Genomic DNA, 22,880 nt, shown 5'->3' with positions numbered 1-22,880 from the left:
CATCCGGGTGCAGACCTTCCTGCCGTACCCGGACTTCGGGCGGACCGCCCGGAGCCTGGACCCGCTGCGGCTGGGCAAGCAGCGGGTCGAGGCGATCCAGGTGCTGCGCGGCCTGGTCCGTCCCGGCTACGGCTGGCGCCACCACCCGGCGGTGAAGATGTGGGCCGGTTACGAGGAGGCGCTGGTCCGGTACGGCCTGGACATCTGTGCCGAGTGGGTTTCGACCGGCCGGGCCGACACCTGCGCCGGCACCCTGGTCGCCGACCTCGCCGCCGGCTGCGGCCTGGATCGGGTACGCCGGCAGGACGAGCTGGCCGCCGCCGGTGAGCTGCCGCCCTGGCTCGGCCGGGAGGAGCTGCACCTGAGTCACCGCTCGGCACTGCTGCGCAAGGATCCGGTGCACTACGGCCCGATCTTCGGCGACGTGCCGGAGGTGCCGTACGTCTGGCCCGGCTCCGACCGCCCACCGGCCTGCCGGCCCCCGGCCCCACCACCCGGAGAGTCCTGATGCGACCCTCGTCGGGGTGGGTACGGCGCGACACGGACGCGCTGGTGGTCGGTGGCGGTGTCGCCGGGATCTCGGCGGCGGTCGTCCTCGCCGAGCGCGGTGTCCGGGTCACCGTGCTGGAGGCGCGGCCCCGGCTCGGCGGCCGGCTCGACACCCGGCCCGAGACGCTTACCGACGGCACCGTCGCGCCGGTCGACCACGGCTTCCACGCCTTCTTCCGGCAGTACCACAACCTGCGCGCGATCCTGCGCCGAATCGACCCGACGCTCGGCCTGCTCCGGCCGGTACCCGGTTATCCGGTGCTGCACGCCGACTGGCCGGCCGAGGACTTCGGCCGGCTGCCGGCGAGGCCACCGTGGAGCCTGTTGGCGCTGCTCGCCCGCAGTCCGAGCCTGCGCCTGCGTGACCTGCGCCGGATGGACGGCCGGGCCGCCCTGCCGCTGCTTGCCTACCACCCGCGACAGACGTACGCCGAACTCGACCACACCACCGCCGAGGAGCTGCTCGACGGGCTGCGGTTGCCGGACCGGGCCCGGGCGATGCTCTTCGACGTCTTCGCGCACTCGTTCTTCAACCACGAGGCCGACCTCTCCGCGGCGGAGCTGGTGGCGAACTTCCACTTCTATTTCCTCGGCAACCCGGAGGGGCTCGGCTTCGACGCACCGGACCGGGACTACGAGTCGGCGATCTGGCAACCGCTCGCCGCGCACCTGCGCCGGCACGGTGCCCGGATCCTCCTCGGGCGGCCGGTGGCGGCGGTGCTGCCCGACGGCGACGGCTGGCGGCTGGAGACCGGCACCGGAGAGGGGCACCGGGCCGGGAACCTGGTGCTCGCCGTGGATCCGCCGGCCCTGACCGCGCTGCTGGCCGGCTCGCCGGAGCTGGCCGCCCGGGCACCCGTACTCGCCGGACGGGCGGCCCGGCTCGGCGCCGGCCCGCCGTACGCGATCGCCCGGTACTGGCTGGCCGGCGACGTGGCGCCGGACCGGGCGGTGTTCAGCGGGGTGTCCCGGCAGCCCACCCTGGACTCGGTGACCCTCTACCACCGGCTGGAGGCAGGTTCCCGCGACTGGGCCGACCGGACCGGCGGTGCGGTGCTGGAGCTGCACGCGTACGCCTGCCCGGACGGCGTGCCCGCGCCGGAGCTGGCCCGGCGGATGTGGGCCGAGTTGGCCGGGCTCTGGCCGGAGGTCGCCGACCTGCCGGTGCGGGACCTGCGCTGCCGGGTCGAGCGGCGGGCCCCGGCGTTCCGGCCGGGCTGCTCGGCCGACCGGCCCGGGGTGCTCACCGACGCGGACCGGCTCTATCTGGCCGGCGACGGGATCCGCACCGAGCTGCCCAGCGCGCTGTTGGAGCGGGCCGCCCTGACCGGGATGCTCGCCGCGAACCACATCCTCCGGCGGGCCGGCGCCGCCACCGAGCCGATCCGGACCATCCCCCGACACGGCCTGCTGGCCCGCAGCGCACGCCGAGCGTGACCGAGGTCAGCGTTCGCCGCCGGCTGCGGCCCAGCCGACGGCGACCAGGCAGATCAGCAGCACGATGCCGCCACGGCTGGTAGCGATCCGGGTCACCGTCCACGCGGTCCTGCGGAGTCCGGGCAGGCTCGCCCTGGTCTTGCGGTAGTCCACCCAGGCCCGCCGGGCCACCGCGTACGCGGTGCCCGCGAAGAGGCCGAACGCCACTCCGACCAGCAGGATGGCGACACCGGGACGGTCCACCCGGCCAGTGTCACCGGCACCGGTCGACGATCACCATCACCCGATCCGGTGACGCACAGTGATCGAGTGATCGACAGTCGTCGACGGTCGGCAGTCGTCGACGGTCGGCAGTCGTCGACGGCCGACGGGGAGGCGGTCGACGGTCGGCGGGGAGGCGTCAACGGTCGGCGGGGAGGCGGTGGACGATGTGCCGGGCGATCTCGAACGAGCTGGTCGCGGCCGGCGACGGCGCGTTCAGCACGTGCACCTGCCGCTCCGTCTCGACGATGAGGAAGTCGTCCACCAGGCTGCCGTCCGGGCGTACGGCCTGGGCGCGTACGCCGGCTCCGGCGGGGACGATGTCGGCCTCGGTCAACTCCGGCACCAGCCGGGCCAGGCTGGCCGCGAAGCGTCTCCGGGACAGCGAGCGGGTCACCTCGGTCAGCCCGTACCGGTAGTGCCGGCGGGCCAGCGCCCAGAGGCCGGAGTAGCCGACCTGCTCCCAGACGTCGCGCGGGTCGAACCGGCGCCACGAGTAGCCCTCCCGGGCGGTCGCGAGCACCGCGTTCGGGCCGGCGTGCACCGTACCGTCGATCATCCGGGTCAGGTGTACGCCGAGGAACGGGAACTGCGGGTCGGGTACCGGATAGATCAGTCCACGCACCAGCTTCCGCCGCTGGGGCACCAGCTCGTGGTACTCGCCTCGGAACGGCACGATCCGGGCCGGCGGGTCGATGCCGGCCAGTGCGGCGATCCGGTCGGCGTGCAGCCCGGCGCAGTTCACCAGTACGTCGCCGGTCACCTCGCCGGTACTCGTGCGCACCACGACGCCGCCGGCCCGGCCGTGGCTCCCGGCGACCCCGTGGATCCCGGTGACCCTGGTGTTCCGCCGCAGGTCGGCGCCGTTCGCGGCGAGGAGTTCGGCGAGCCGCCGGCAGACCGCGCCGAAGTCGACGATCCCGGTGGAGGCGACCCGGAGCGCGGCGACGGCGGCGACGTGCGGCTCGTGTTCGGCCGCCTCGATCGCGTTGAGCAGGGTGACCGGCAGCCCGTTGGCGAGCGCCCGCTCGTGCAGCGCGTGCAGCCGGGGCAGTTCGGCCGCCTCGGCCGCGACGATCAGCTTGCCGCAGACCTCGTACGGCAACTCCTGCTCGGCGCAGAACCGCACCATCGAGGCGCTGCCGGCCCGGCAGAGCGTCGCCTTGAGACTCCCCGGCCGGTAGTAGACCCCGGCGTGGATGACGCCCGAGTTGTGGCCGGTCTGGTGGGCGGCCCAGCCGGACTCCTTCTCCAGCACGGTCACCGTGTCCCGGGGCCGGTCGGTACGCAGCCGGTGCGCCACCGCGAGCCCGAGGATCCCGCCGCCCACGATCACGTACCTGGTCATCCGCGCTCCCCGGCCGCTGGCATCGGAGCCGATGGTATGCGCCCGTACCCGCCCCGGGATGGCGTCGCGTAGCCGCCGGTCAGGGCGTGTCCCGGTACGACACTGTCGGGTTGACGACTGTTTCTTCCGCAATATGGCGAGTCACGGCAAATATCAATACTAGCCTGTAGCACCCTATATTAGAGAACTTTTCACAATAGGCAGGTTCGATGCCGACCTATGCGCAATTACAAGCTGAATCATGGTGGGGTCGGGAGATCGTCACGCCGGAACTGGACTGGCTCGGCGACGAACTGTGCCGGCGTACCAGACGCCCCCGGGGCACCTTCGGGGTCAAGGGCGACAACAACCACCTGCGGGGCGCCCACCGATCCCAGGAGTGGATCCTCAAGTCCCGGTACTGCACCTCCCGGACGTACACCGTGCAGTCGGGCCTGACCGCCGTCCAACAGCGACACGTCGCCGGAGTCGACTTCACGCCGGGCTCGGCCGGCCAGATGGTCGCGCAGTGCAAACGGCTCTACGCCGCGCTGCGCGCCGGTCAACTCGAAGAGGTACGCGAGTTCTACGGCAACGTCGACGGCGACAAGGTCGTCGACGGCTGGGACAACGTGCGGAACCGGGCCGCCAGCAGCGATTCCAGCCACCTGTGGCACTGGCACCTGACCCTCGACCGGCGCCACTGCGCCGACAGACGCGTGATGGAGCGGATCCTCGCGATCGCGCTCGGAGACCCGACGGAGGAAGACGTGGACGACGCGACGATTGACAAGATCGCAACCCGTACCAAGGCGAAGGTGCTGGCCGACGGCGGGATCCAGCAGTTGCTGGCCCGGGTCCAGCAGTTGACCGTCAGCCAGGCGACCCTGCTCGACGCCGTCGGCCGGGACACCACCGACGAGAAGGCCATCGTCGACGGCGTACTGGCCGGGCTCGGCCAGCGCGACATCGACAGCGTCGCGGCGGCCCTGAGGTCCGCGTTCGGCGACCGGGCGGCGGAACTGGCGGCGAAGTTGGGCACCCCGGCGAGCTGACGTGTGGGTGAACTGGCAAATCTCCTCCCGACCGGCGGCTTCGGTGCCGTCGGCGTCGGAGGGCTGCTCGTGATGATCGTGGCGTACCTGCTCAACGCCAACCGGGCCGATCGCAAGGAGTACCAGGAGGCGATCGACCGCGCCGAGAAGCGCGCGGACGACGCCGCACGGCGGACCGATGCCGCCGAACAGCGCGCGGAGGGGCTGCAACAGGCCATCGACGAGGCGCGCCGGGCCCGGCGGGCCGCCGAGGACGCGCTCGCCCTCGTCGAACGCGAACTGCACCGCTACCGCCCCAACGGTCCGGCATGACCGCCGGGCCTGACGACCTTCGGTGATGACCCAGGCGAGATCGGCAGGCCGGATCGCCGCGAGGAGGCGCGATGACCGAGGAGACGGAAATCTTCCGCCGCCGGATGGACCGGCGCATCCGGCGCCGGCTCATCATCGTGGTGGTGGCGACCGCGCTGGTCGCGGCGGCCGGCGGCTGGGCCTGGGCGAGGCTGGGCCGGCAGGCCGCCGTCGAGCAGCGCCGGGCGGCGACCGCCGTCTCCGGCGCCGAGCAGCTCTGCCAGCAGGTACGCCAACTCGGCGGCGAATGCGTCGTCGACCCCGCCAACCTGCGCGGCGCGCAGGGCCCGGCCGGACCGGAGGGTCCGCCAGGCCCGCCGGGGCTGCCCGGCCGGGACGGCCGACCGGGCGATCCGGGCCCGCCCGGAGATCCCGGCCCGCCGGGCGAACCTGGTCCGGCCGGCGATCCGGGCCCACCGGGTGTGAGCGGGGGTCCGGGCGCCGCCGGCCCGACCGGACCGGAAGGCCCCGCCGGCCCGGAGGGACCCGCCGGCCCGACGGGCGAACCCGGTCCCTCCGGCGGACCCGGGCCGCCCGGCCCGACCTGCCCCACCGGTACGACCCTGCTGACGCTGACCGTCGTGACGCCCGAGGGACCACGGCAGATCACCGCCTGCGTCGTCGACCCGGCTCCGCAGACACCCGCCCCGTGACCGCCCACTCCCGGGCCGCCGGTTCGCCGGTGGATTTACGCCGCGTCGCCCCGCTCGTCTGACGCCTTCGAGAGGGTGTCCCGGTGTAGTTGGAGCCCCCGGTCGGACTCGAACCGACGACCACTCGCTTACAAGCTCTGTGCACCGCGTCCGCACAGGTCCGGGGACGGCTGCACGCTCGAAGCTCCGTCCGTCCCTGCGCTCGCCAGCGTGCCGCCGGCCGGCGGCGTTGCTGTCAGCGTTGCTGTCGACAGCCGTGCCGCCGGCCCGTCAGACTGACCCCCGCTGGGGGGATGCGGATGCAAGCTGTTGGCGGTTGTCGGATGGTACTAACTGGGGTCGTCACGCAGGTGACACAGTCCGTCCCGTTACATCTGGCACGAGCTGTGATCAAGGTCTGCGCTGCCTTCTTGCTGCCTCACCACTGCCCGACGTCTCGCTTGCGAACCTGCCCGCAGTGAAGCGCTCCTGCGTCCGTCCGTGTCCGCCGTCGTTGGGTGCTTGGCTGCTCGGGTGGCTGGATCACGAAGAGACCTCCGCGCTACTGCTGGAGCAGAAATTCCTCCGTGCCTCCTGCGAGCCAGCGTTCATACCAGCTGAGGTCCTGAATCCACTCGCGGGCGCTCCTCGCACGCCACTGCTCACGCGCGGCCAGTTCATAAGCGCGCACCTGTTCTGGAGGCCATCCATTGACCCGACCAAGGCGTACACGGGCCGCCGCCACCAGTTCCGGCTGACCAAGCGTTGTAGTACGCCCGAAGTGCGTCACGTGATCGCATTCTGTGCAGTGGATCTCCAAGCCTGCCAGGGTTTGGATCATCTGATCGTCGTCGTATTCCCACACTTCGTGGCAGATCAAACCCTTGCCGTCGACGGGACGGAATCCGCAGACTTCACAGGCGTTATGAGCCCGACCGAGCGCCCAGGCACGGAGTGCCCGCCACTTCGAGCGTGGAAGGGTCTTGGCCAATGTCTTGCCCCACAGGGGTCTCGGTACCAGCTCGATCCGCAGCCGAGGCTTGGACACTTCGATGCCGTCATTCATGCTACGGACGATGCCGCGACCCACCGACAAGTTCCTCAGGACCTGCTGACTCATGATCAAGATCGCGCCCCCGAGGATCTTCTAGGGCTTCATGAGGCAGCTAACCTTCGGGCATGCCGTACCCATCTTGGAACTACTATCCCCGAAACGTGCGGCCGCCTGCTTGGGTGGGGGATCTCCTGTCTGTGGTCACAGCAGCCGAGCCCGCGGTCTCGACCCTTACCCCCCGTCTTGGCCTCACGAGCGACACGGTTCTCCAGCATCTTGCCCCTGGCCTCACGGCCTTGGGCTTTGCCGTCGAAACGGCCAAGACATCAGCTGGCAAGATCCGCCGCCCTGTGCTGTTCGGCGACAACGGCCGGTCGGAGGTCTCGTACGACATCGACGCCTTCCATGACAAAGAGGGCATTGTTGTCGAGGTCGAGGCTGGACGTGGCGCAAGGGGCAATGCCGTGTACCGCGACATCGTGCGAACCAGCCTCATCCTCGACGCGCGCTACCTGGCCCTGCTGCTGCCCATCGCGTACCGCCATCAGAGCAACGGACGCCAAGTTTCCGTGGCTGCGTTCCGAGAGGCTCGGGACCAGTTCGACGCCATCTACGCAAGTCAGCGACTGCGGCTGCCCTTCGAGGGCGTTCTCCTGGTCGGGTACTGATCTCTACGGATTGTCGGGGAGCTGGCTATGATCAGGCGCACCGACGGCGACCCAGTCGGGACGCAGGAGGGACAGTCGATGGGAAGCCAGCAGAAGGCCGCCGCGCGCCGGATGCCGTGGCCTCCTGAGGCAGTCCTAGACAAGCCTTCGGCTCTAACGGATGAAGCACTCTTCCGACATTCCGTCATCAGCCCGCTACGCTATCCGGGCGCGAAGCGTCAGCTCGTCCCTGTCATCGAGTCACTCATCCGAGCGAACGTTCCCCCGCCTCGGCTGGTGGTCGAACCCTTCTCCGGCGGCGCCACGACAACCCTTCGACTCCTTGGGGCAGGTGTCGTCGAGCACGGCGTACTTGCTGACATCGATCCTCTGATCGCCGCCTTTTGGAGGACAGCAGCGTTCGACGCTCGTTGGCTAATCGATGCGATGCACGAAGAGCCGGTCACCGTCGCCCGATGGGACTGGTGGCGTGCCAGTAATCCCCGGGGACGTCGTGAGCGGGCGCTGAAGTGTCTCTTCCTCAACCGGACCACGTTCTCAGGCATCTTGCATGGGCGTGCCGGCCCGATCGGCGGCCGCGCTCAGACTTCGGCGTACAAGATCGGTTGTCGCTTCGGCTTGGACGGCCTCACGCGCCGGATCAAGGGAGTCGCAGAGCTGGCTGCCACGGGCCGTCTGCTCGATGTTTGGGAAGCCGATTGGCGAACCGCGCTCGCCAACATCCCCAAGCGCTACGGGATGCTGGAGCCCAGCGAAGTGGTCGTCTACCTTGATCCACCGTATGTCGACAAAGCCCGATGGCTGTACCAGTGGTCCTTCGACAGCTCCGAGCACAGCGACCTTGCTAACGCCCTAGGCCCCGACGCTCCCTATCGCTGGTGCCTGTCCTACGACGACAACCAGACGATCCGTGGCCTGTACAGAGCGCGGCCAGGGCAGGCCACGTTGCATGTTTCTCACCGGTACACAGCCGCAGGGTCAGAGAAACGTACCGTCAAGGACGAACTGCTAGTCACAAACTTCTGCTTGATACCAGGGTCGGACCGCTACAGAGTCCTTAGCTCGTAGCAGGCCCCGGCTGGATCCCACTAACGGCCGACATATCCGTGTCCCCTTCGGGTGTACGTACCCGTCACCGTCGGGCATCATTGCCGTATCGCAACTGCCGCCGGTGACCCGATCGAGACGGGGTGTGGTCTGCCCAGCTACCCCTCCTACAGCGTTGGGCCGGCCGGAACTGCCAGGCCCTCGGAGACCGGATCGACTGGCTTTGTCGGTGGCATGGCGTACCGTTCGCGCGTCCACATTGATCTGAGCGCCACAACCTGCAGGCGGTCGCCGGGATCTTCAGAGCTCGTGATCACGAGCCTTCCCGGCACCGCGGACGAGTAGCTGAGAGGAACCAGAACGCGATGACCATGCCGATCGGCTCTGCTCGCGCTCAAGCCGAGGTGAGCCCCCTCAACGCTCTGCTGGACGGAGTCGACGTCGGCCGGATCTTCGACATCGACTTCCGGGGCGCCACTGTCGTGACCAACGACGCGTGGAAGCGGGCAGCCGGTGGGATCCCCGAGTTCTGCTTCCTGCTGGCGACCGTTCGACAGGCTGGCGTGCCTGCCGGAAATGAAGACGACGACGAAGTGCTGCTGCTGCGCGTCGAGGGCACGGCACCAATCCCGCGTCAGACCGAGCTGACCGAGATCCGCGAGGCCGCCGCCAGGCACGATGCCGTCTGGGGCGACGCTGCGCCAGACGCCGCCGCCGTCACCCTGGACTCGTCGTCCGTCCCGATCGACAACCTGACCCGCGACCGGATGCAGTACAGCGGTCTACGGTGCCGCATTCTGGGCACCTTCTACGCCGACGTCACGACCAACGGCGTGCAGTACCTGGCGTTCGGCAGCGACCTGGACAACCTCTACGCGGCCACCTCCTACCGGGTTTTCAAGCCGTCCCCGGCGGCGCTGGAGATCATCGCCTCGTACCCATCGGTCACCGAGGCCGAGGCCGAGGAGGGGACCGCCCCGCAGCTGCTGCCGATCGGCCACGTGCGGTACGCCAGCACCCGTCGGCGCGCGAAGTTGCGCCAGGAGCATGAGGTGCCAGTCGCCGTACGGGTCGGTGACTTCATTGAGCAGAAGACCGCCATCTTCGGCATGACCCGCACCGGCAAGTCCAACACCGTGAAGACCCTCACCACCGCGGTCTTCCGACACGCCTGTGAGAACGGCGAGCGCATCGGTCAGTTGCTGTTCGATCCGCAGGGCGAGTACGCGAACGTCAACAAGCAGGACGGCACAGCGCTGGCCGACTTGGGCGCGGAGTACGTGAGCATCTATCGCTATGGTCTCCGCGCCGACGAACCTGGCCGGGCGCTGCAGCTGAACTTCTTCGATCCGGGGATGCTCGAGCCGGCGCGTCAGGTCATTGCGGACGTGCTGCTCGCTGGTGCCAGTAACGCCAAGTACGTCACGCGCTTCGTCAGTGCTGACCTCTCCGACCCGGACCCCGCCGACTACCCGAACCCGCAGGCGCTCAACAGCGCGAAGGACCACGTCGCTCGGGCGCGCATGTTCTTCTACGCCCTGCTTGCGAAGGCAGACTTTCGTCTGCCCCAGCGATGGTTTTACAGCCTCAAGATGGCGGCCGCGATCGCCGACCGGATCATCACCGACACACAGGCCGGGATTACAAAGGTCAGCGGCGGGCGCGTCACCATCAGGAGTCGGCAGGATCTGATCAAGGTCTGCGAGTGGCTCGTCGAGCACAAGGACGAAGGGCCGAGCACGACCCAGGGCACCATTGCCTACTGGCTGCGCGAAGAGGCTACCCAGGCCGTCATGGGCGTCTTCGAGTCCAGCACCAACCGCGCCGGCATCGCCCGCATGCGCGACGTCGCTCCGTTCCACAATCCGCACGCTAACGGCAACTTCGCGCTCGACATCTACGACGAGCTTTCCGAGGGGAAGATTGTCATCGTCGAGCTGTCCCGCGGCACGCAGTCGGTGCTCCAAGCGATCTCCGAGCGGATCATCATGCACGTTCTCGACAAAGGTGGGGAAGTGTTCCGCCAGAACGAGGAGCCGCCGAAGATGCAGATTGTCATCGAGGAGGCCCACACCCTCTTCGAGAAGTCGAAGTTCGGCAGCCAGGAGCGGGATCCCTACGTGCTGCTCGCGCGGACCGCAAGCAAGCTCAAGATCGGTCTGATGTACGCCACCCAGGAGGTACGCTCCGTGGCCGACGAGGTCCTGAGCAACACCTACAACTGGATCGTTGCTCACCTCAACAGCAAGCACGAAGTCAACGAACTGTCGAAGTACTACGACTTCGAGTCCTTCGGTGACGCCATCCGGGGCAGTGAGGACCGGGGCTTTGTCCGCCTAAAGACCATGAGCGGGCGGTACATCGTGCCGGTTCAGATCGCCAAGTTCGACGTGGCCATGATCGCCGCGGCCCGCACCACCGCCGAAGCCGCCCAGGTGGTCCCGCCTGGTTTGCCGTCCGGTGATGCCCTCGGACCGGCGGCGCCGGTGCACCGTGATGACCTGTTCGGCGGCGACCTCGACGATCGGTGGTAGTTCCCCATGCCCTACAACGATGAGTACGGCCGCTCCGAGCGCGCCGACCGGCTCAACCACCGAGGCCTCGTCGCCGACCCTGCCGTGACCACGGCGCTGCGCAACATGAATCTTCCCGACCGCGCCGAGGCGCGACAGGCGATCGAGAACGACATCGTTGCGCTGCGCACTTCGGGGCCGGACCTTCCGCTGCTTAGCCGGCCGACGAGCCGAGCGGTGGCCGTCGATGGGAGCCCAGCGGAAGTTGAGGTTCTACCCGACTTTCCAGCGGCCCGCGTCGGCTACCTGCAGGTCGCCGTCGCACATGTGGACCTGCGGCGGATGCTCGCTCCTCCCTCGGACCGGTTCGTCAACCCCGGAGAGATCGGCCGTGCAGCGGTCGGCTACGTGCTGAAGAACGTGATCCCCACCTCCGTGATCAACTATCGGGACGGGCAAGACCAGAAGTCGGCCTTCCGCGAAGCTGTGGATACCATTTTCCGGGTTCCCCGCATGGGAGACCGGGAGGACGACCTCGCCTCCCTGCTGGACGTGTTGTTCTACGTGTGGACTGGTACCCCCGACGTCCCGGCGACGTCCCTGTCCGTGTCCAAGTGCCCGTCGTGTGGGTTCGCCGGGCCGCACATGGTGGGGGCGGATCCAATCTCGTGTCCCAGCTGCAATGAGCCGATCTACCCGATCGACGTCCTTCAGTTGCACATTGAGGTTGCCCCCGAGGGCAGCAATCTCATGGCGCTGGGCCGCCTTATGAGCGTTGTCGAAGTGCTCGTCTTCCTCTGGTTCATTCGCTGCTTCGCCCGTGGTACCGAATACCAGCACACCGCGTTCGTCCTCGATGGGCCGCTGCTGGTCAGCGGGGCAGCCGCCGACCTCAAGAGGCACGCGGAGCGCTTCCTCCAGGCCGTGCACACCTCCGTCAGCAGAAGGGGGTGGTTGAGTCCCCCAATCCTCGGGCTACAGAAGACTGGGGTGCTGGTGGACCACGCTCGGCAGCTGGCTGCCCTCGGCCTTCTTCCCCCCGGCACCCTCGTCTCCCTGCCCGACGGGTACTTGCGACGGTGGGTTGTCCCCGGTCCCGCCAGTGCCTACGGCAGGGACACCGACTTCGGTCGCCGCTTCATCTACCGCACCCGTGACGCGCGCGTCCATGTCCTGTCCGTGCCTCGCCTGAAGGGTGGCACCGTGATCGACGATCGGGATGGAGTGGACCTGACCGCCTATCCCACGCTCCGGTCAAGCTTGGAGTTCCTCGACGCCGTCGGCACGCGGCTCTATCAAGATGCGGTCATCCCCGTCGCGCTGGCCCACAACTACGCCAGCCTTCCTGTGGGGATCGGCAGCGAGGTGCTGCGCACCCACGCCCAGGTCGCTCTCGGGATCCGTCCGACTGCCATGCCACCGCAGCCGACCCGCTGGCCGTCGCGCTGACTGCCGCCTTGCCTTTAAAAGTCATCTGATCAAAGGTCGGAGGCGGGCATGTTTGCCTGCCCCAGGCCGTGCCACCGCCATGCGCGTCCTCCTGCCACGCTCCATGGCGAGTGTCGGAGGCCCCCGGTACGCTCACCGGCACACCGGGCGGTGGTAGGGAGGGGTGAAGTGAAGGTGACGCTCAGGTGACGCCCATCTACCACTTCACGCACATCACAAACCTGGAGAAGGTTATCGAGGCGGGAGCTCTCCTCTGTGACAGCCTGTGTCGCGCCTCAGGACAGGCGGCACGGAATATTGCTTATCCGAATCTGAAGGAACAACGGGCGATTACACTCGTGGAGGTTCCGCCGGGGGAAACGCTCGACAAGTATGTACCCTTCTATTTCGGAACCCGTTCACCGATGTTGTTTACTTACAAAAACGGGAACGTGACCGGGAAGCCCGAGAATCAGGACGATATCATCTACTTTGCCACAACAGCCGAGACTATAGTCCAGAATGGGTTCCCATTTGCCTTTACGGATGGGCATCCAATCCGTGAGCCAAAAGCATTCTATAACGACCTGCGGGACCTGGAGCAGGTCGACTTGCCGCTGATGGAACAGAAGTACTGGAATGACACAGACGCCGACCCCGACCGAAAGCGGCGCCGGCAGGCGGAGTTTCTAGTCTGGGAGCGGGTGCCATTACCGGCAATCATGGCCCTCGGCGCGCGAACGGAGTCAGTGCGCTTAGCGCTAGAGGAAATCGTGATGAAGCACTCCCTCGGCATACGCTGCATCAAGCGTCCAGGGTGGTACTATGGCTAGGATTGGGAGGTGAAAAAGTGATCAAGGAACTGACAGGCAATCTTCTACGTGCAGAAGCTGATGCCCTGGTTAATACCGTCAACACGGTGGGTGTGGCAGGTAAGGGGATAGCGCTACAGTTCCGCCAAGCCTTCCCTGGCAACTTCCGAGCGTACGAGCGAGCGGCAAAACAGGGTGAAGTCGTCCCAGGCAAGATGTTCGTGTGGGAGACAGGGCAGCTGACATCCCCCCGATACATCATCAACTTCCCCACCAAGCGTCACTGGAGGGGCGGGAGTCGTATCCAAGATATCGATGCCGGGCTCCACGACCTCGTCGAGGTCATACACGAGCACGGGATCCGTTCTATTGCGATTCCCCCGCTGGGATGCGGGAACGGCGGACTGCAATGGAGCGAAGTGCGCGAGCTGATCATCCAGCGCCTCGCTGGCATCGACGCGGACGTCCTACTGTTCGTTCCTAACGGCGCTCCTGAAGCAGAGCAAATGCCTATCCGCACGAAGCGCCCTAACATGACGTTAGGTCGTGCGTCGTTGCTGCTGCTCTTGAAGCAATACCGTGAAGCTGATTCGTTCCGACTCTCGGCGCTAGAAGTGCAGAAGCTGGCGTACTTCCTTCAGGAAAGCGGCGAGGCGCTCAAACTGAACTACGTACGCGCCCGTTACGGACCTTACGCCGAGAACTTGAACCACGTGCTCGTAACGATGGAGGGGCACTTCACTTCCGGATATGGCGACCGAAGTAGGGAGCCGCAAATTTCGGTCCTTGATGGCGCGGACGTGGAAGCTCGACACTACCTCGATGATCATTCAGCAACGCTGGAGCATCTGATGGCCGTGTCGCGACTAGTGGCTGGTTGGGAGACGCCCTACGGGCTTGAGCTTCTTTCCACGGTCCATTGGGCCCTCACCCACGCCACGCCTGCATTGCGCGATCGACCTAGCGTCTACGACTACGTCTCGTCCTGGACACCTCGCAAGGCGAAGCTCTTCACTCCCAATCACATTGATCGAGCGATCGACCGACTGGTTGCGTCAGGATTTGCTTCGGAGCCGTGCTCTACGGCGCGGACCAGCAGCTAGCTTCGCCATCCCGTTTGCCGTCGACCCGTCCTCTGGGGAGCGGGCCGCCGCCCGGCCCGCCACGTCAAGCGGACCTTGACGCAGGTTCGGACGCTGGCGGGTCGGGCGGTGGTCTGCTCGGCTTGCCCGGGTCGATGGCAGGCGGGATGGCCTACCGCAACCACCCACGGACCTGGACCCGACGCGCAGCCCCGGCCATCCTGGAGCCGGAGCGCCCCCGCCGGAGGCGCCCTAACCGCAACCCCGCGACCGCCGCCAGCTCGCCGACGCGGCCGGAGTGCGCTCCCCTACGCCGGGCGGGCTCGTGGCCGCGCGGCCCGGCCGGCTGCCAGCCCACCACCACAGCCCTCAAGGTCTGTCGTTCTGCGGCGGCCCTCCGGGCTTCCCGCTCTCCGCGCCAGCCGCCGGGCATCCGGCGTGACGGCCGCAGAGCGACAGCGGCAGCGGTCGGCGCGCGCCCAGGTGGCGGCGCTTGCGGCCCGTTCAGGGCCGCCTTGAAGACGTACAGAGAGTTTGAACCACCTTCGCCGGCAGCCGGCCGCGCTCCTTCCCGTCGCACACATCTAAACAGGGAGACAAAGAGGCCACACCGTCTCTACGCTGCGGCCCCGAGTCCAGAGGTCGCTAGCCGTTCTTGGGCTCCCAGATGTCTTCGACGACACAGTTGCTCCGGGAGACTGCCGGGTTGCCCGGCGTCCGCCTGCACGATCTACGACACACTGTCGTATCGCTGCTGATGGAGCTGGGTGTCCCGCCGCATGTCGTCCAAGCCATCGCCCGGCATGCCGACGTGAAAATCACTTTCAAGGTCTACGCTCACGCCAATCTTGACGCGATGCGTCAAGCGCTCGGCAAGCTCGACGGGCGGCTGTCATGATCGGCGTTGCTGTCAACCCGGCCGACCGAACGGGCTCCCGTCGCGGAACGCCTGGTGTAGTTGGAGCCCCCGGTCGGACTCGAACCGACGACCACTCGCTTACAAGGCGAGTGCTCTGGCCAACTGAGCTACAGGGGCGCGATGTTCGTGGTCAGCATAGCGACAGATGCCCTCCTACCATGGGTGGCACCGATTCCGATACCCGACACCGGGTGGCCTCGGAAGCGCTTGGTGACGGACCATGCCCGGATGCCCGAAATGTTCGTCAGGTACATCCCAGAAACGCCGCCTCACCTTGGCATGTGAGAAAAACCCGTTTACCGTGGCGTGACGCGGATGACACCCGACGCTGGCCACGGCCGGCCGGATGCCGTCCACGGACCGGTGCGGTAGCGCGCCGGTCGTTCTTTCACTCGGATCGTCCGGCACGTTCCTGCCGGTGGAAGGAAGCGCTGCACCATGGCTACGGTCACCTACTCGAAGGCCACCCGGATCTACCCGGGTACGGAGCGCCCAGCGGTCGACCACCTCGACCTGGAGATCGGCGACGGCGAGTTCCTCGTCCTGGTCGGCCCCTCCGGCTGTGGCAAGTCCACCAGCCTCCGCATGCTCGCCGGGCTGGAAGACGTCGACGACGGCTCGATCTACATCGACACCCGGGACGTCACCCACCTGCCGCCGAAGGCCCGCGACATCGCGATGGTCTTCCAGAACTACGCGCTCTACCCGCACATGACGGTCTACGAGAACATGGCGTTCGCGCTGAAGCTCCGCAAGACCTCGAAGTCGGAGATCGACCGGCGGGTCAAGGAAGCGGCCGCCCTGCTCCAGCTGGAGGACTACCTCAGCCGCAAGCCCAAGGCGCTCTCCGGCGGTCAGCGCCAGCGGGTCGCGATGGGCCGGGCGATCGTCCGGGAGCCGCAGGTCTTCCTGATGGACGAGCCGCTGTCGAACCTGGACGCCAAGCTCCGGGTGCAGACGCGTACCCAGATCGCGACCCTCCAGGCCAAGCTCGGCGTCACCACCGTCTACGTCACGCACGACCAGGTCGAGGCGATGACCATGGGCCACCGGGTGGCGGTCATGCTCGACGGCGTGCTCCAGCAGGTCGACACCCCGCGTGAGCTCTACGACACCCCGGCGAACGTCTTCGTCGCCGGCTTCATGGGCTCCCCGGCGATGAACATCAAGACGGTGCCGCTGACCGACAGCGGGGCGATGTTCGCCGACCTGGCCATCCCGCTGACCCGCGAGCAGGTGGCCGCAGCCAGGGCCGAGGGCGGCAACGGCAAGGTGACCGTCGGCTTCCGTCCGGAGGACTGCGACCTGGTCTCGCAGAGCGAGGGCGGCCTCGCCCTCGTCGTCGAGCTGGTCGAGGACCTCGGCTCGGACGCGAACGTCTACGGCCACGCCGCGATCGACGGCACCTCGGAGCGGTTCGTGGTGCGTACCGACCGGCGGAACATGCCGAACATGGGCGACACCGTCTACGTGAAGCCGCGTACCGGTCGGAACCACGCCTTCCACGCCGTGACCGGCAACCGGATCTGATCCGGCCGACCGACCGAATCGGGGCGGTCGCTTCCTGCTGGAAGCGACCGCCCCGATCGTTTTCCACCGGACCTTCCGCCGGGCTCGCGGTGCCGGGCGACTCCGGCGGGCGCCGATCAGGTCACGGCGGAGCCGAGCGGCGTCGGCGGCCGATCGGGCCGGTCAGAGCCTGCCCGCACCCGCACCCGCCGTGACGGATGCCTTGACCGTGCCGACGTTGTCGGCGGTGTAGCCGTACGGGACCGCGGCCACCGAGCCGTTGACCTCGCACGGGCCGGAGTTGGTCAGCGAGTTGTTCCGGGCGACCAGCCGTCCGGGGTCGGAGTCGGCGTACCCGCTCGCCGACCAGCACGCCTGCTGCACGTTCTCGAAGACGTTGGCTTCGACGAGTACCCCGGCATTCATGGTGGACGCGATCGCGTACGAGTCGGCGTTGTTGTTGACGTTGGAGTAGTAGTTGTTGAAGACGTGTACCGTCTCGCCGAAGCGCACCCGGGGGCTGCGCTCGAAGGTCCGGTCGAACCAGTTGTGGTGGTACGTGACCCGCAGGTGACCCACGTCCTCGCCGGAGTTGCCGTCGGAGTGGCCGACCAGCGAGGTCTTCCAGTGGTTGCGGACGACGTTCCAGGACACCGTGATGTAGTCACCGGCGTGGGTGATGTCGATCATGCCGTCGTAGAAGTCGGGATCGTCCTCGATCGTGCTGGAGAACGTGTTGTGGTCGAGCCAGATGTGGGTGGCGTTCTCGATCTGTATCGCGTCCCCGCCGGTCACCCCACGGATGTTCATGTTCTGGATGATCACGTTGGCCGGCTGCATGTCCTCGATGTTGAGGGTGGTGCCGGAGACGCCGGAGTTCGCCCCGACGCCGCGGATCGTCTTGTTCGCCGTGATCTCCACGGTCCCCGAGCCGCTGAGCATGCCGTTGACCAGGATGGTCCTGGCTCCCGAGGACTGCGCCTGGGTCCGGAAGTCGGCGAAGCTGCTCACCGTCACCGTGGCACCGCCGGCCCCGCCGGTGGTGCCACCGGCCTGGGCGGCCCAGCCGACCAGACCGGTCTGCGGCGGGCCGCTGGTCGGCGGCGGCGTCGTGGCGGCCGGCGTGGTGGGCGCGGGCGTCGTCGGGTTGGTGGTCGGGTTCGTCGTCGGGCCGCCGGGCAACCCGACCCGGCCCACCCCGGCCTGCGCCGAGACGACGGCCTTCATGTCGCAGGCGGTCTGGATGGTGTACGGGTACGGCGGGTTGCTGACGCTGCCGCCGGTCTGCCCCGAGCCCGAGTTGATCAGGCAGTTGTTCCGGGCCACCAGCCGGCCGTCCCCGGAGTCCCCCTCGCCGAGGTGGTACGGGTCGTCGACGTTCTCGAAGTAGTTGCCCTCGACGATCACGCCGGCGTTCTCGGTCGACGCGACACCGTAGTTCCCGGTGTTCAGGTAGTAGTTGTTGTAGACGTGCACCTGGTCGCCGAAGCGGACCCGGGGGTTGCGCTGGTTGGTGTTGTCGAAGAAGTTGTGGTGGTAGCTGACCTTCAGATAGCCGACGTCCTGGGCGGCGTTGCCGTCGTCGTGCCCGAGCAGCATGTTCTTGTCGGTGCCGTCCGCGTGGTTGTACGAGATCGTCACGTACGACGAGCCGCGCTTGACGTCGACGCCGCCGTCGCCACCGGTGGTCCAGGTGTTGTGGTCGATCCAGATGTGGTGCGAGAACATCTGCACGTTGACCGCGTCGTCGTCCCAGTCCCGGAAGTTGAGGTTCCGCAGGATGACGTTGTGCACGGCGTTCGACGGCGGCGAGGTGATGTCGTCGTCGATCGGCAGGCCGATGTTGAGGCCGCCGCCGGTGAAGCCGGAGTTGGCACCGAGGCCGACGATCGTCTTGTCCGAGCTGACCTCGTGCATCGGGCCGGGCAGGTCGATCATCCCGCTCACCTGGATGATCTTCGGTCCGGCCGAGGCCGCCTCGGTGACGAACTGCGCCGCCGAGTTGACGGTGACGGTCGGGCCGCCCGCCCCTCCGGTGGTGCCGTTCTGGCCGAGCGCGTTGACTCCGGCCCAGCCGTCGGCCACGTTGGCGCCGGGGTTGCCGGTCGGCGGCGGGGTGGTGGTCGGGCCACCGGTCGGCGGCGTGGTCGGGGTGCTCACGCTGTCGCTGACGAGTACGTCGTCGAAGTTGGCGGTGGCGTTGAAGGTCGCCACCCCGATCCGGCCGGTGCCGTAGGAGCTGTCGGTGCCCTCGGTGAGCAGCGTGCCGTTGACGTACCCGCGCAGCGAGCTGCCCGACACGTCGAGCCGCAGCGTGTGCCAGTTGTTCAGCCCGACGGTCACGCTGGCGGTGTCCAAAGTGGTCGAGGAGCCGCCGGAGAGCCGCTTCAGCTCGACGGTGTTGTTGCTGCGCAGCGCCAGGTAGTAGTAGCTGGTGTTGCTCTGCACCCGGGCCAGCAGCGCGACGAACCGGTTGGAGCCGTTGAACGCGGTCGGCTTGACCCGGGTCTGCACGGTGTAGTTGGCCCAGCTCGTGGTGCCGGCCAGGGCCCGGGCGTCGCTGCTGGTGCCGGACTGCCGGTACACCCGGCTGCCGTCGGTGTCGACGGACCAGGAGCCGCCGGACGTGGTCCAGCCGGTGGAATTGCCGTCCTCGAAGTCGTCGGAGAAGAGCGTCGCGGCCTGGGCGGTGGCGCCCATCCCGATCGCGAGGGCGACCGCGACGAACGCGGAGCCGGTCGCGAGCAGGAGCCCGCGACGACGATGTCTCCGCCGGGTGTCGGTGGTACTCACGGAACCTCCTCGGTTATGTGTCTGCCCTTTCGGGCACCGGCCTCGATCCAGGAAGCCATCCATTGACAGTTGTCGATCTTTAGGAGCCGGGTCGGCCCGGGACGAAGTGCGGCGGACCAGGCACAGAGGTGCGGCGGGCCGCGCGGCGGTGCGACCGGCACCGCCGCGCGCGGGGACCGCTAGAAGGACAGCTTCCCGGTACCGCTGCCCGCCATCACCGTCGCCCGGATGCCGTTCGGGTCGGCGACGGTGTAGGAGTAGTAGCTGCTCGGCTCGGTCACCGAACCGCCGGAGTCACCCGGCTCGCTCGTACCGGCCAGCACGTTGTTGCGGGCCACCAGCCGGCCCCGGTCTCCGGCGTAGCTGATCGACCAGGGCACCTCGACGTCCTCGAAGTAGTTCCCCTCGACCACGCAGCCCGAGTTCATCTGGCAGGCCACCCCGACGTCCGTGTTGTAGACGAAGTAGTTGTTGAAGACGTGCACCGGGTCGCCGAACCGGACCCGCGGATTGCGCTGCGGCGTACGGTCGAACCAGTTGTGGTGGTAGGTGACCTTCAGATACCCGGTGTCCTGCGCCGCGTTGCTGTCGTCGTGCCCGAGCAGCATGTTCTTGGTGTGGTGGTGGGTGTGGTTCCACGACACCGTCACGTAGCTGGCGCCCCGCTTGACGTCGATCAGGCCGTCGTAACCGGCCGACAGGTCGTTGTGGTCGATCCAGACGTGGTGCGAGAACATCTGCACGTTGATCGCGTCGTCGACGGTGTTCCGGAAGTTCAGGTTCCGGATGATCACGTTGTGTACGGCGTTCGCCGGCGGGCTGGTCGCGTCGCTGACCGGCAGCCCGATGTTCAACCCGCCGCCGGTGATCCCGGAGCTGGCGCCCACCCCGACGATGGTCTTGTCGGACGTCACGTCGTGCATCGGGCCGGGCAGCGCGATCATGCCGTTGACCCGGATGTTCAGCGGGCCGGACCGGCCGATCGCGGTGAGCAGGTCGGTGGCGGTGGAGACCGTCACCGTCGGGCCGCCGGCCCCACCCGTGGTGCCGTTCTGGCCGAGCGCGTTCACCGAGGCGAAGCCGATCGGCGGGGCGCCCGGGTCGAGCGGCGGACCGGTCGGCGGCAGCGTCGGCCCGCCGGTCGGGCCACCGGTCGGCGGCGTACCGGTCACCGTCGCCACCTCGACGTCGTCGAAGGAGCCGCTGGCGTACGAGGCGGCCAGGCCGACCCGCCCGGTCGAGAGTACGGAGTCGGTGGCCTGCACCGAGAGGCTGCCGTTGACGTACCCGCGCAGCGTGCTGCCGGTCGCCTCCAGCCGGAGCGTGGCCCAGGTGTTCAGCGGTACCGCGCCGGAACCGCTGGCCAGCGCGACCGGCGCCGAACCGTCGCGCTTGACGAGCTGCACCCCACCGCCGCTGGTCACCACGAGCGCGTAGTAGCGGCTGGAACTCTGTGCCCGGGCGATCACCCCGACGTGCCGGTTCGCGCCGCCGAACCCGGTCGGCTTGACCCGGGCCTGCACGGCGTAGTCGCGCCAGGAGGTGGTGCCGGTGAGGGTACGCGCGTCGCTGCTCTGCCCGGACTGCCGGTAGACCCGGCTGCCGTCGGTCGCCACCGACCAGCTCCCGCCCGAGGTCGACCAGCCGGAGGAGTTGCCGTCCTCGAAGTTGTCGGTGAGCAGGGTGTCGGCGAAGGCGGCCGGCATCGCCACCGTCATCGCGGCGGCGGTGAGCAACCCGGCCGCGCCCGCGACGGCGGTCAGCCGCCATCTCGGTCGTCCCCGGGACTGGTCTGCGTGCACGGTGAACCTCCCTGTGGCGGTGGTGGGGGTGTGGGCCGCCGTCGGCGCGGCGACGGCGGCGGTGTGGGGGTACTGCGTTCTCGGCGGCGCCGCGCCGCCGCTGGCTGGACCCGGCGGGACGGCCGGGCCAGCGGTCACACCGGCAGGACGAGCGGGTCGGGCGTCAGACCGGCAGCCGGCCGGCTCCGGAAAGGGCCTGCACCACCAGCGGTACGAGGGGAGCGGGCAGCACCGGTCCGGCCCGCAGCGTCGGCGTCCATCCGGCGTCGCCACCCAGGTCGGGGTCGTGCTCGGCGTTGTACGCGGCCAGCAGGCTCACCGGCCGGGCCGGCTTCCGGCCCTCGCGTACCCAGTTGCCCCGCTCGGTGAGCACCGTGCCGTCCCAGTCGTAGAGCAGGTCCGCGGCGGTGATGCCGGTGCCGAGGGTGAAGTGGTTGTTCTCGGCGTGGACGGCGGACTGCACGCCGATCCCGATCGCATAGCTGAAGCCGTCACCGGCGAGCCGGTAGGCGTTGTTGTAGATGTCGACCCGGCCGAACCGCACCCGGGGCAGCCGCTGCCTGGTGCCGTCGAAGAGGTTGTGGTGCAGCGTGACGTCGAGCCGGCCGACGTCCGGGCCGACGGTGTTCGAGGAGCCGATCAGCATCACCTTGTCCCGGGCCACGAACCGGTTGTACGAGGCGGTCACCCGGCTGGCGGTGTGCGTGATGTCGAGCGACCCGTCGTGCACCATGTACGGCCGTCCGAAATAGACCGGCAGCCCGCTGTCCGGGTTGTCGCCGTCGGTGAAGGTGTTGTGGTCGACCCAGACGTTCTCGCTGCGGCGTACCGACATCAGGTCGAACTGGGAGTTCCAGGCTCCGGCCTCCCCGTCCGTCGGCGACCAGGCCGGGAAGCAGTCCCGGGCGTCGGCGAAGGTCAGGTTCCGCACGATCACGTTGTTGGCGGTGTCCACCATCAGGGTCAGCCCGGTGAGGGTCGCGCCGCGCAGCCCCACGATGGTGGTGTTCGGACCGACGTTGATCTGGGTCTGTCGGGTCTGGTTCGCCACCGACCGGACCCGGGCCTGCTCCAGCGGCCCGGACGGCGGCACCCGCCCCCACGTCGCCGGGTCGTACGCGGCCAGGTACGCGTCGAGCGAGTACTCGGGGTCGGCCAGGTCGGCGCAGTCGAGCAGCCGCCCGTCGTCGGACTCGAACCCGTCGATCGTCCCCTTGACATAAATGATCTTCGGAGTAGCGTTGTTCCTGTTGGTGGCGTTGTCGCCACCGAGCGCCCGGACCAGCTCGCCGCGGGTCCGGACCAGGTGCACCTGGTCCGCGGCGGCCGCCGACCCGCCGGTGGTGCCCGGTCCGGCCGAGGCCCAGCCGTCACCGGCCGGCAACGCCTGCCGGCCCAGCAGACGGGCTCCCCAGGACAGTCCGTCCGCACCGTGTGCGCCGGCCGTCGCGGGCGCCGCCACCAGGGCGCCGGAGACCACGAGAAGACCACCGACCACGGCCGCGGTCAACCTGCTCGATCGCATCACACTCTCCGCGTCTGTCTACCGTTCGCCGGATCTCGTAATGCTTACGAAATCTCTTCTTATTGAACGGTAGGGAGAAGCGCTTAAAGGTGTCAATGCGTTCTGTTTGCAGATAT

19 protein-coding genes and 1 tRNA gene are annotated in these 22,880 nt (G+C 68.2%); 13 read left to right on the top strand and 7 right to left on the bottom strand.

The window, feature by feature from the left end:
* The first annotated feature begins 7 nt into the window (after window positions 1–7).
* Entirely contained in the window at window positions 8–508 is a 501-nt protein-coding gene (locus tag C6361_RS10705) for an MSMEG_6728 family protein (RefSeq protein WP_107257472.1), read from the top strand.
* Entirely contained in the window at window positions 508–1,986 is a 1,479-nt protein-coding gene (locus C6361_RS10700; protein WP_107267636.1) for an FAD-dependent oxidoreductase, read from the top strand. The genes C6361_RS10705 and C6361_RS10700 overlap by 1 nt, the downstream gene beginning before the upstream one ends.
* A 6-nt stretch (window positions 1,987–1,992) precedes the next feature.
* Here C6361_RS10700 and C6361_RS10695 read toward each other — a convergent pair whose 3' ends face one another.
* Both C6361_RS10695 and lhgO read right to left on the bottom strand, forming a co-directional pair.
* The gene (locus tag C6361_RS10695) at window positions 1,993–2,229 is read right to left on the bottom strand and encodes a hypothetical protein (protein ID WP_107257470.1); all 237 of its coding nucleotides are present in this window, start codon (window positions 2,227–2,229) and stop codon (window positions 1,993–1,995) included.
* A 157-nt stretch (window positions 2,230–2,386) separates the two neighbouring features.
* Entirely contained in the window at window positions 2,387–3,595 is a 1,209-nt protein-coding gene (gene lhgO, locus C6361_RS10690; RefSeq protein WP_107267635.1) for an L-2-hydroxyglutarate oxidase, read from the bottom strand.
* A gap of 209 nt (window positions 3,596–3,804) precedes the next feature.
* Here lhgO and C6361_RS10685 point away from each other — a divergent pair, with 209 nt between their 5' ends.
* The 3 genes from C6361_RS10685 to C6361_RS10675 all read left to right on the top strand — a co-directional run bounded on the left by C6361_RS10685 (window position 3,805) and on the right by C6361_RS10675 (window position 5,633).
* On the top strand, window positions 3,805–4,629 hold the full coding sequence (locus C6361_RS10685; protein WP_107267634.1) for a hypothetical protein: 825 nt from the start codon (window positions 3,805–3,807) through the stop codon (window positions 4,627–4,629).
* Window positions 4,630–4,632: 3 nt separating this feature from the next.
* Entirely contained in the window at window positions 4,633–4,941 is a 309-nt protein-coding gene (locus C6361_RS10680) for a hypothetical protein (RefSeq protein ID WP_107267633.1), read from the top strand.
* Between the two features lie 71 nt (window positions 4,942–5,012).
* A complete protein-coding gene (locus C6361_RS10675) occupies window positions 5,013–5,633 on the top strand; it encodes a collagen-like triple helix repeat-containing protein (protein ID WP_107267632.1) in 621 nt (206 codons plus the stop codon).
* A gap of 541 nt (window positions 5,634–6,174) precedes the next feature.
* Here the strand turns inward: C6361_RS10675 and C6361_RS36955 are convergent.
* A complete protein-coding gene (locus C6361_RS36955) occupies window positions 6,175–6,678 on the bottom strand; it encodes a hypothetical protein (protein WP_159079281.1) in 504 nt (167 codons plus the stop codon).
* A 284-nt stretch (window positions 6,679–6,962) separates the two neighbouring features.
* Here C6361_RS36955 and C6361_RS10670 point away from each other — a divergent pair, with 284 nt between their 5' ends.
* The 7 genes from C6361_RS10670 (at window position 6,963) to C6361_RS10640 (ending at window position 15,114) form a co-directional block, all read left to right on the top strand.
* Complete coding sequence (locus C6361_RS10670; RefSeq protein ID WP_159079280.1) at window positions 6,963–7,334, top strand: hypothetical protein; 372 nt, start codon at window positions 6,963–6,965, stop codon at window positions 7,332–7,334.
* Between the two features lie 27 nt (window positions 7,335–7,361).
* Entirely contained in the window at window positions 7,362–8,402 is a 1,041-nt protein-coding gene (locus C6361_RS10665) for a DNA adenine methylase (RefSeq protein ID WP_107267630.1), read from the top strand.
* A gap of 344 nt (window positions 8,403–8,746) precedes the next feature.
* A complete protein-coding gene (locus C6361_RS10660; protein ID WP_107267629.1) occupies window positions 8,747–10,915 on the top strand; it encodes a helicase HerA domain-containing protein in 2,169 nt (722 codons plus the stop codon).
* 6 nt (window positions 10,916–10,921) lie between these two features.
* Window positions 10,922–12,343 carry a hypothetical protein gene (locus C6361_RS10655; RefSeq protein WP_107267628.1) on the top strand — a complete coding sequence of 474 codons (1,422 nt, stop codon included), beginning with the start codon at window positions 10,922–10,924 and terminating at the stop codon, window positions 12,341–12,343.
* A 185-nt stretch (window positions 12,344–12,528) separates the two neighbouring features.
* Entirely contained in the window at window positions 12,529–13,155 is a 627-nt protein-coding gene (locus C6361_RS10650) for a DUF4433 domain-containing protein (protein ID WP_107267627.1), read from the top strand.
* 17 nt (window positions 13,156–13,172) lie between these two features.
* The gene (locus C6361_RS10645; RefSeq protein ID WP_107267626.1) at window positions 13,173–14,237 is read left to right on the top strand and encodes a macro domain-containing protein; all 1,065 of its coding nucleotides are present in this window, start codon (window positions 13,173–13,175) and stop codon (window positions 14,235–14,237) included.
* A gap of 646 nt (window positions 14,238–14,883) precedes the next feature.
* On the top strand, window positions 14,884–15,114 hold the full coding sequence (locus C6361_RS10640) for a tyrosine-type recombinase/integrase (RefSeq protein WP_234359439.1): 231 nt from the start codon (window positions 14,884–14,886) through the stop codon (window positions 15,112–15,114).
* Window positions 15,115–15,175: 61 nt separating this feature from the next.
* Here the strand turns inward: C6361_RS10640 and C6361_RS10635 are convergent.
* Window positions 15,176–15,252, bottom strand: a tRNA-Thr gene (locus tag C6361_RS10635).
* A gap of 321 nt (window positions 15,253–15,573) precedes the next feature.
* Here C6361_RS10635 and C6361_RS10630 point away from each other — a divergent pair.
* A complete protein-coding gene (locus C6361_RS10630) occupies window positions 15,574–16,665 on the top strand; it encodes an ABC transporter ATP-binding protein (RefSeq protein WP_107257465.1) in 1,092 nt (363 codons plus the stop codon).
* Between the two features lie 162 nt (window positions 16,666–16,827).
* Here C6361_RS10630 and C6361_RS10625 read toward each other — a convergent pair whose 3' ends face one another.
* From C6361_RS10625 to C6361_RS10615, 3 genes are all read right to left on the bottom strand, one after another.
* Complete coding sequence (locus C6361_RS10625) at window positions 16,828–19,437, bottom strand: family 16 glycoside hydrolase (RefSeq protein ID WP_159079279.1); 2,610 nt, start codon at window positions 19,435–19,437, stop codon at window positions 16,828–16,830.
* 179 nt (window positions 19,438–19,616) lie between these two features.
* Complete coding sequence (locus C6361_RS10620; protein WP_234359438.1) at window positions 19,617–21,239, bottom strand: polysaccharide lyase family 1 protein; 1,623 nt, start codon at window positions 21,237–21,239, stop codon at window positions 19,617–19,619.
* A 163-nt stretch (window positions 21,240–21,402) separates the two neighbouring features.
* On the bottom strand, window positions 21,403–22,764 hold the full coding sequence (locus C6361_RS10615; protein ID WP_107257463.1) for a polysaccharide lyase family 1 protein: 1,362 nt from the start codon (window positions 22,762–22,764) through the stop codon (window positions 21,403–21,405).
* Between the last annotated feature and the right edge of the window lie 116 nt (window positions 22,765–22,880).

The sequence above is a fragment of the Plantactinospora sp. BC1 genome (assembly GCF_003030345.1).
Lineage (GTDB): Bacteria > Actinomycetota > Actinomycetes > Mycobacteriales > Micromonosporaceae > Plantactinospora.
The sequence above is the reverse complement of the archived record's forward strand: the minus strand, read 5'-3'. Positions and strand labels throughout refer to the sequence as shown.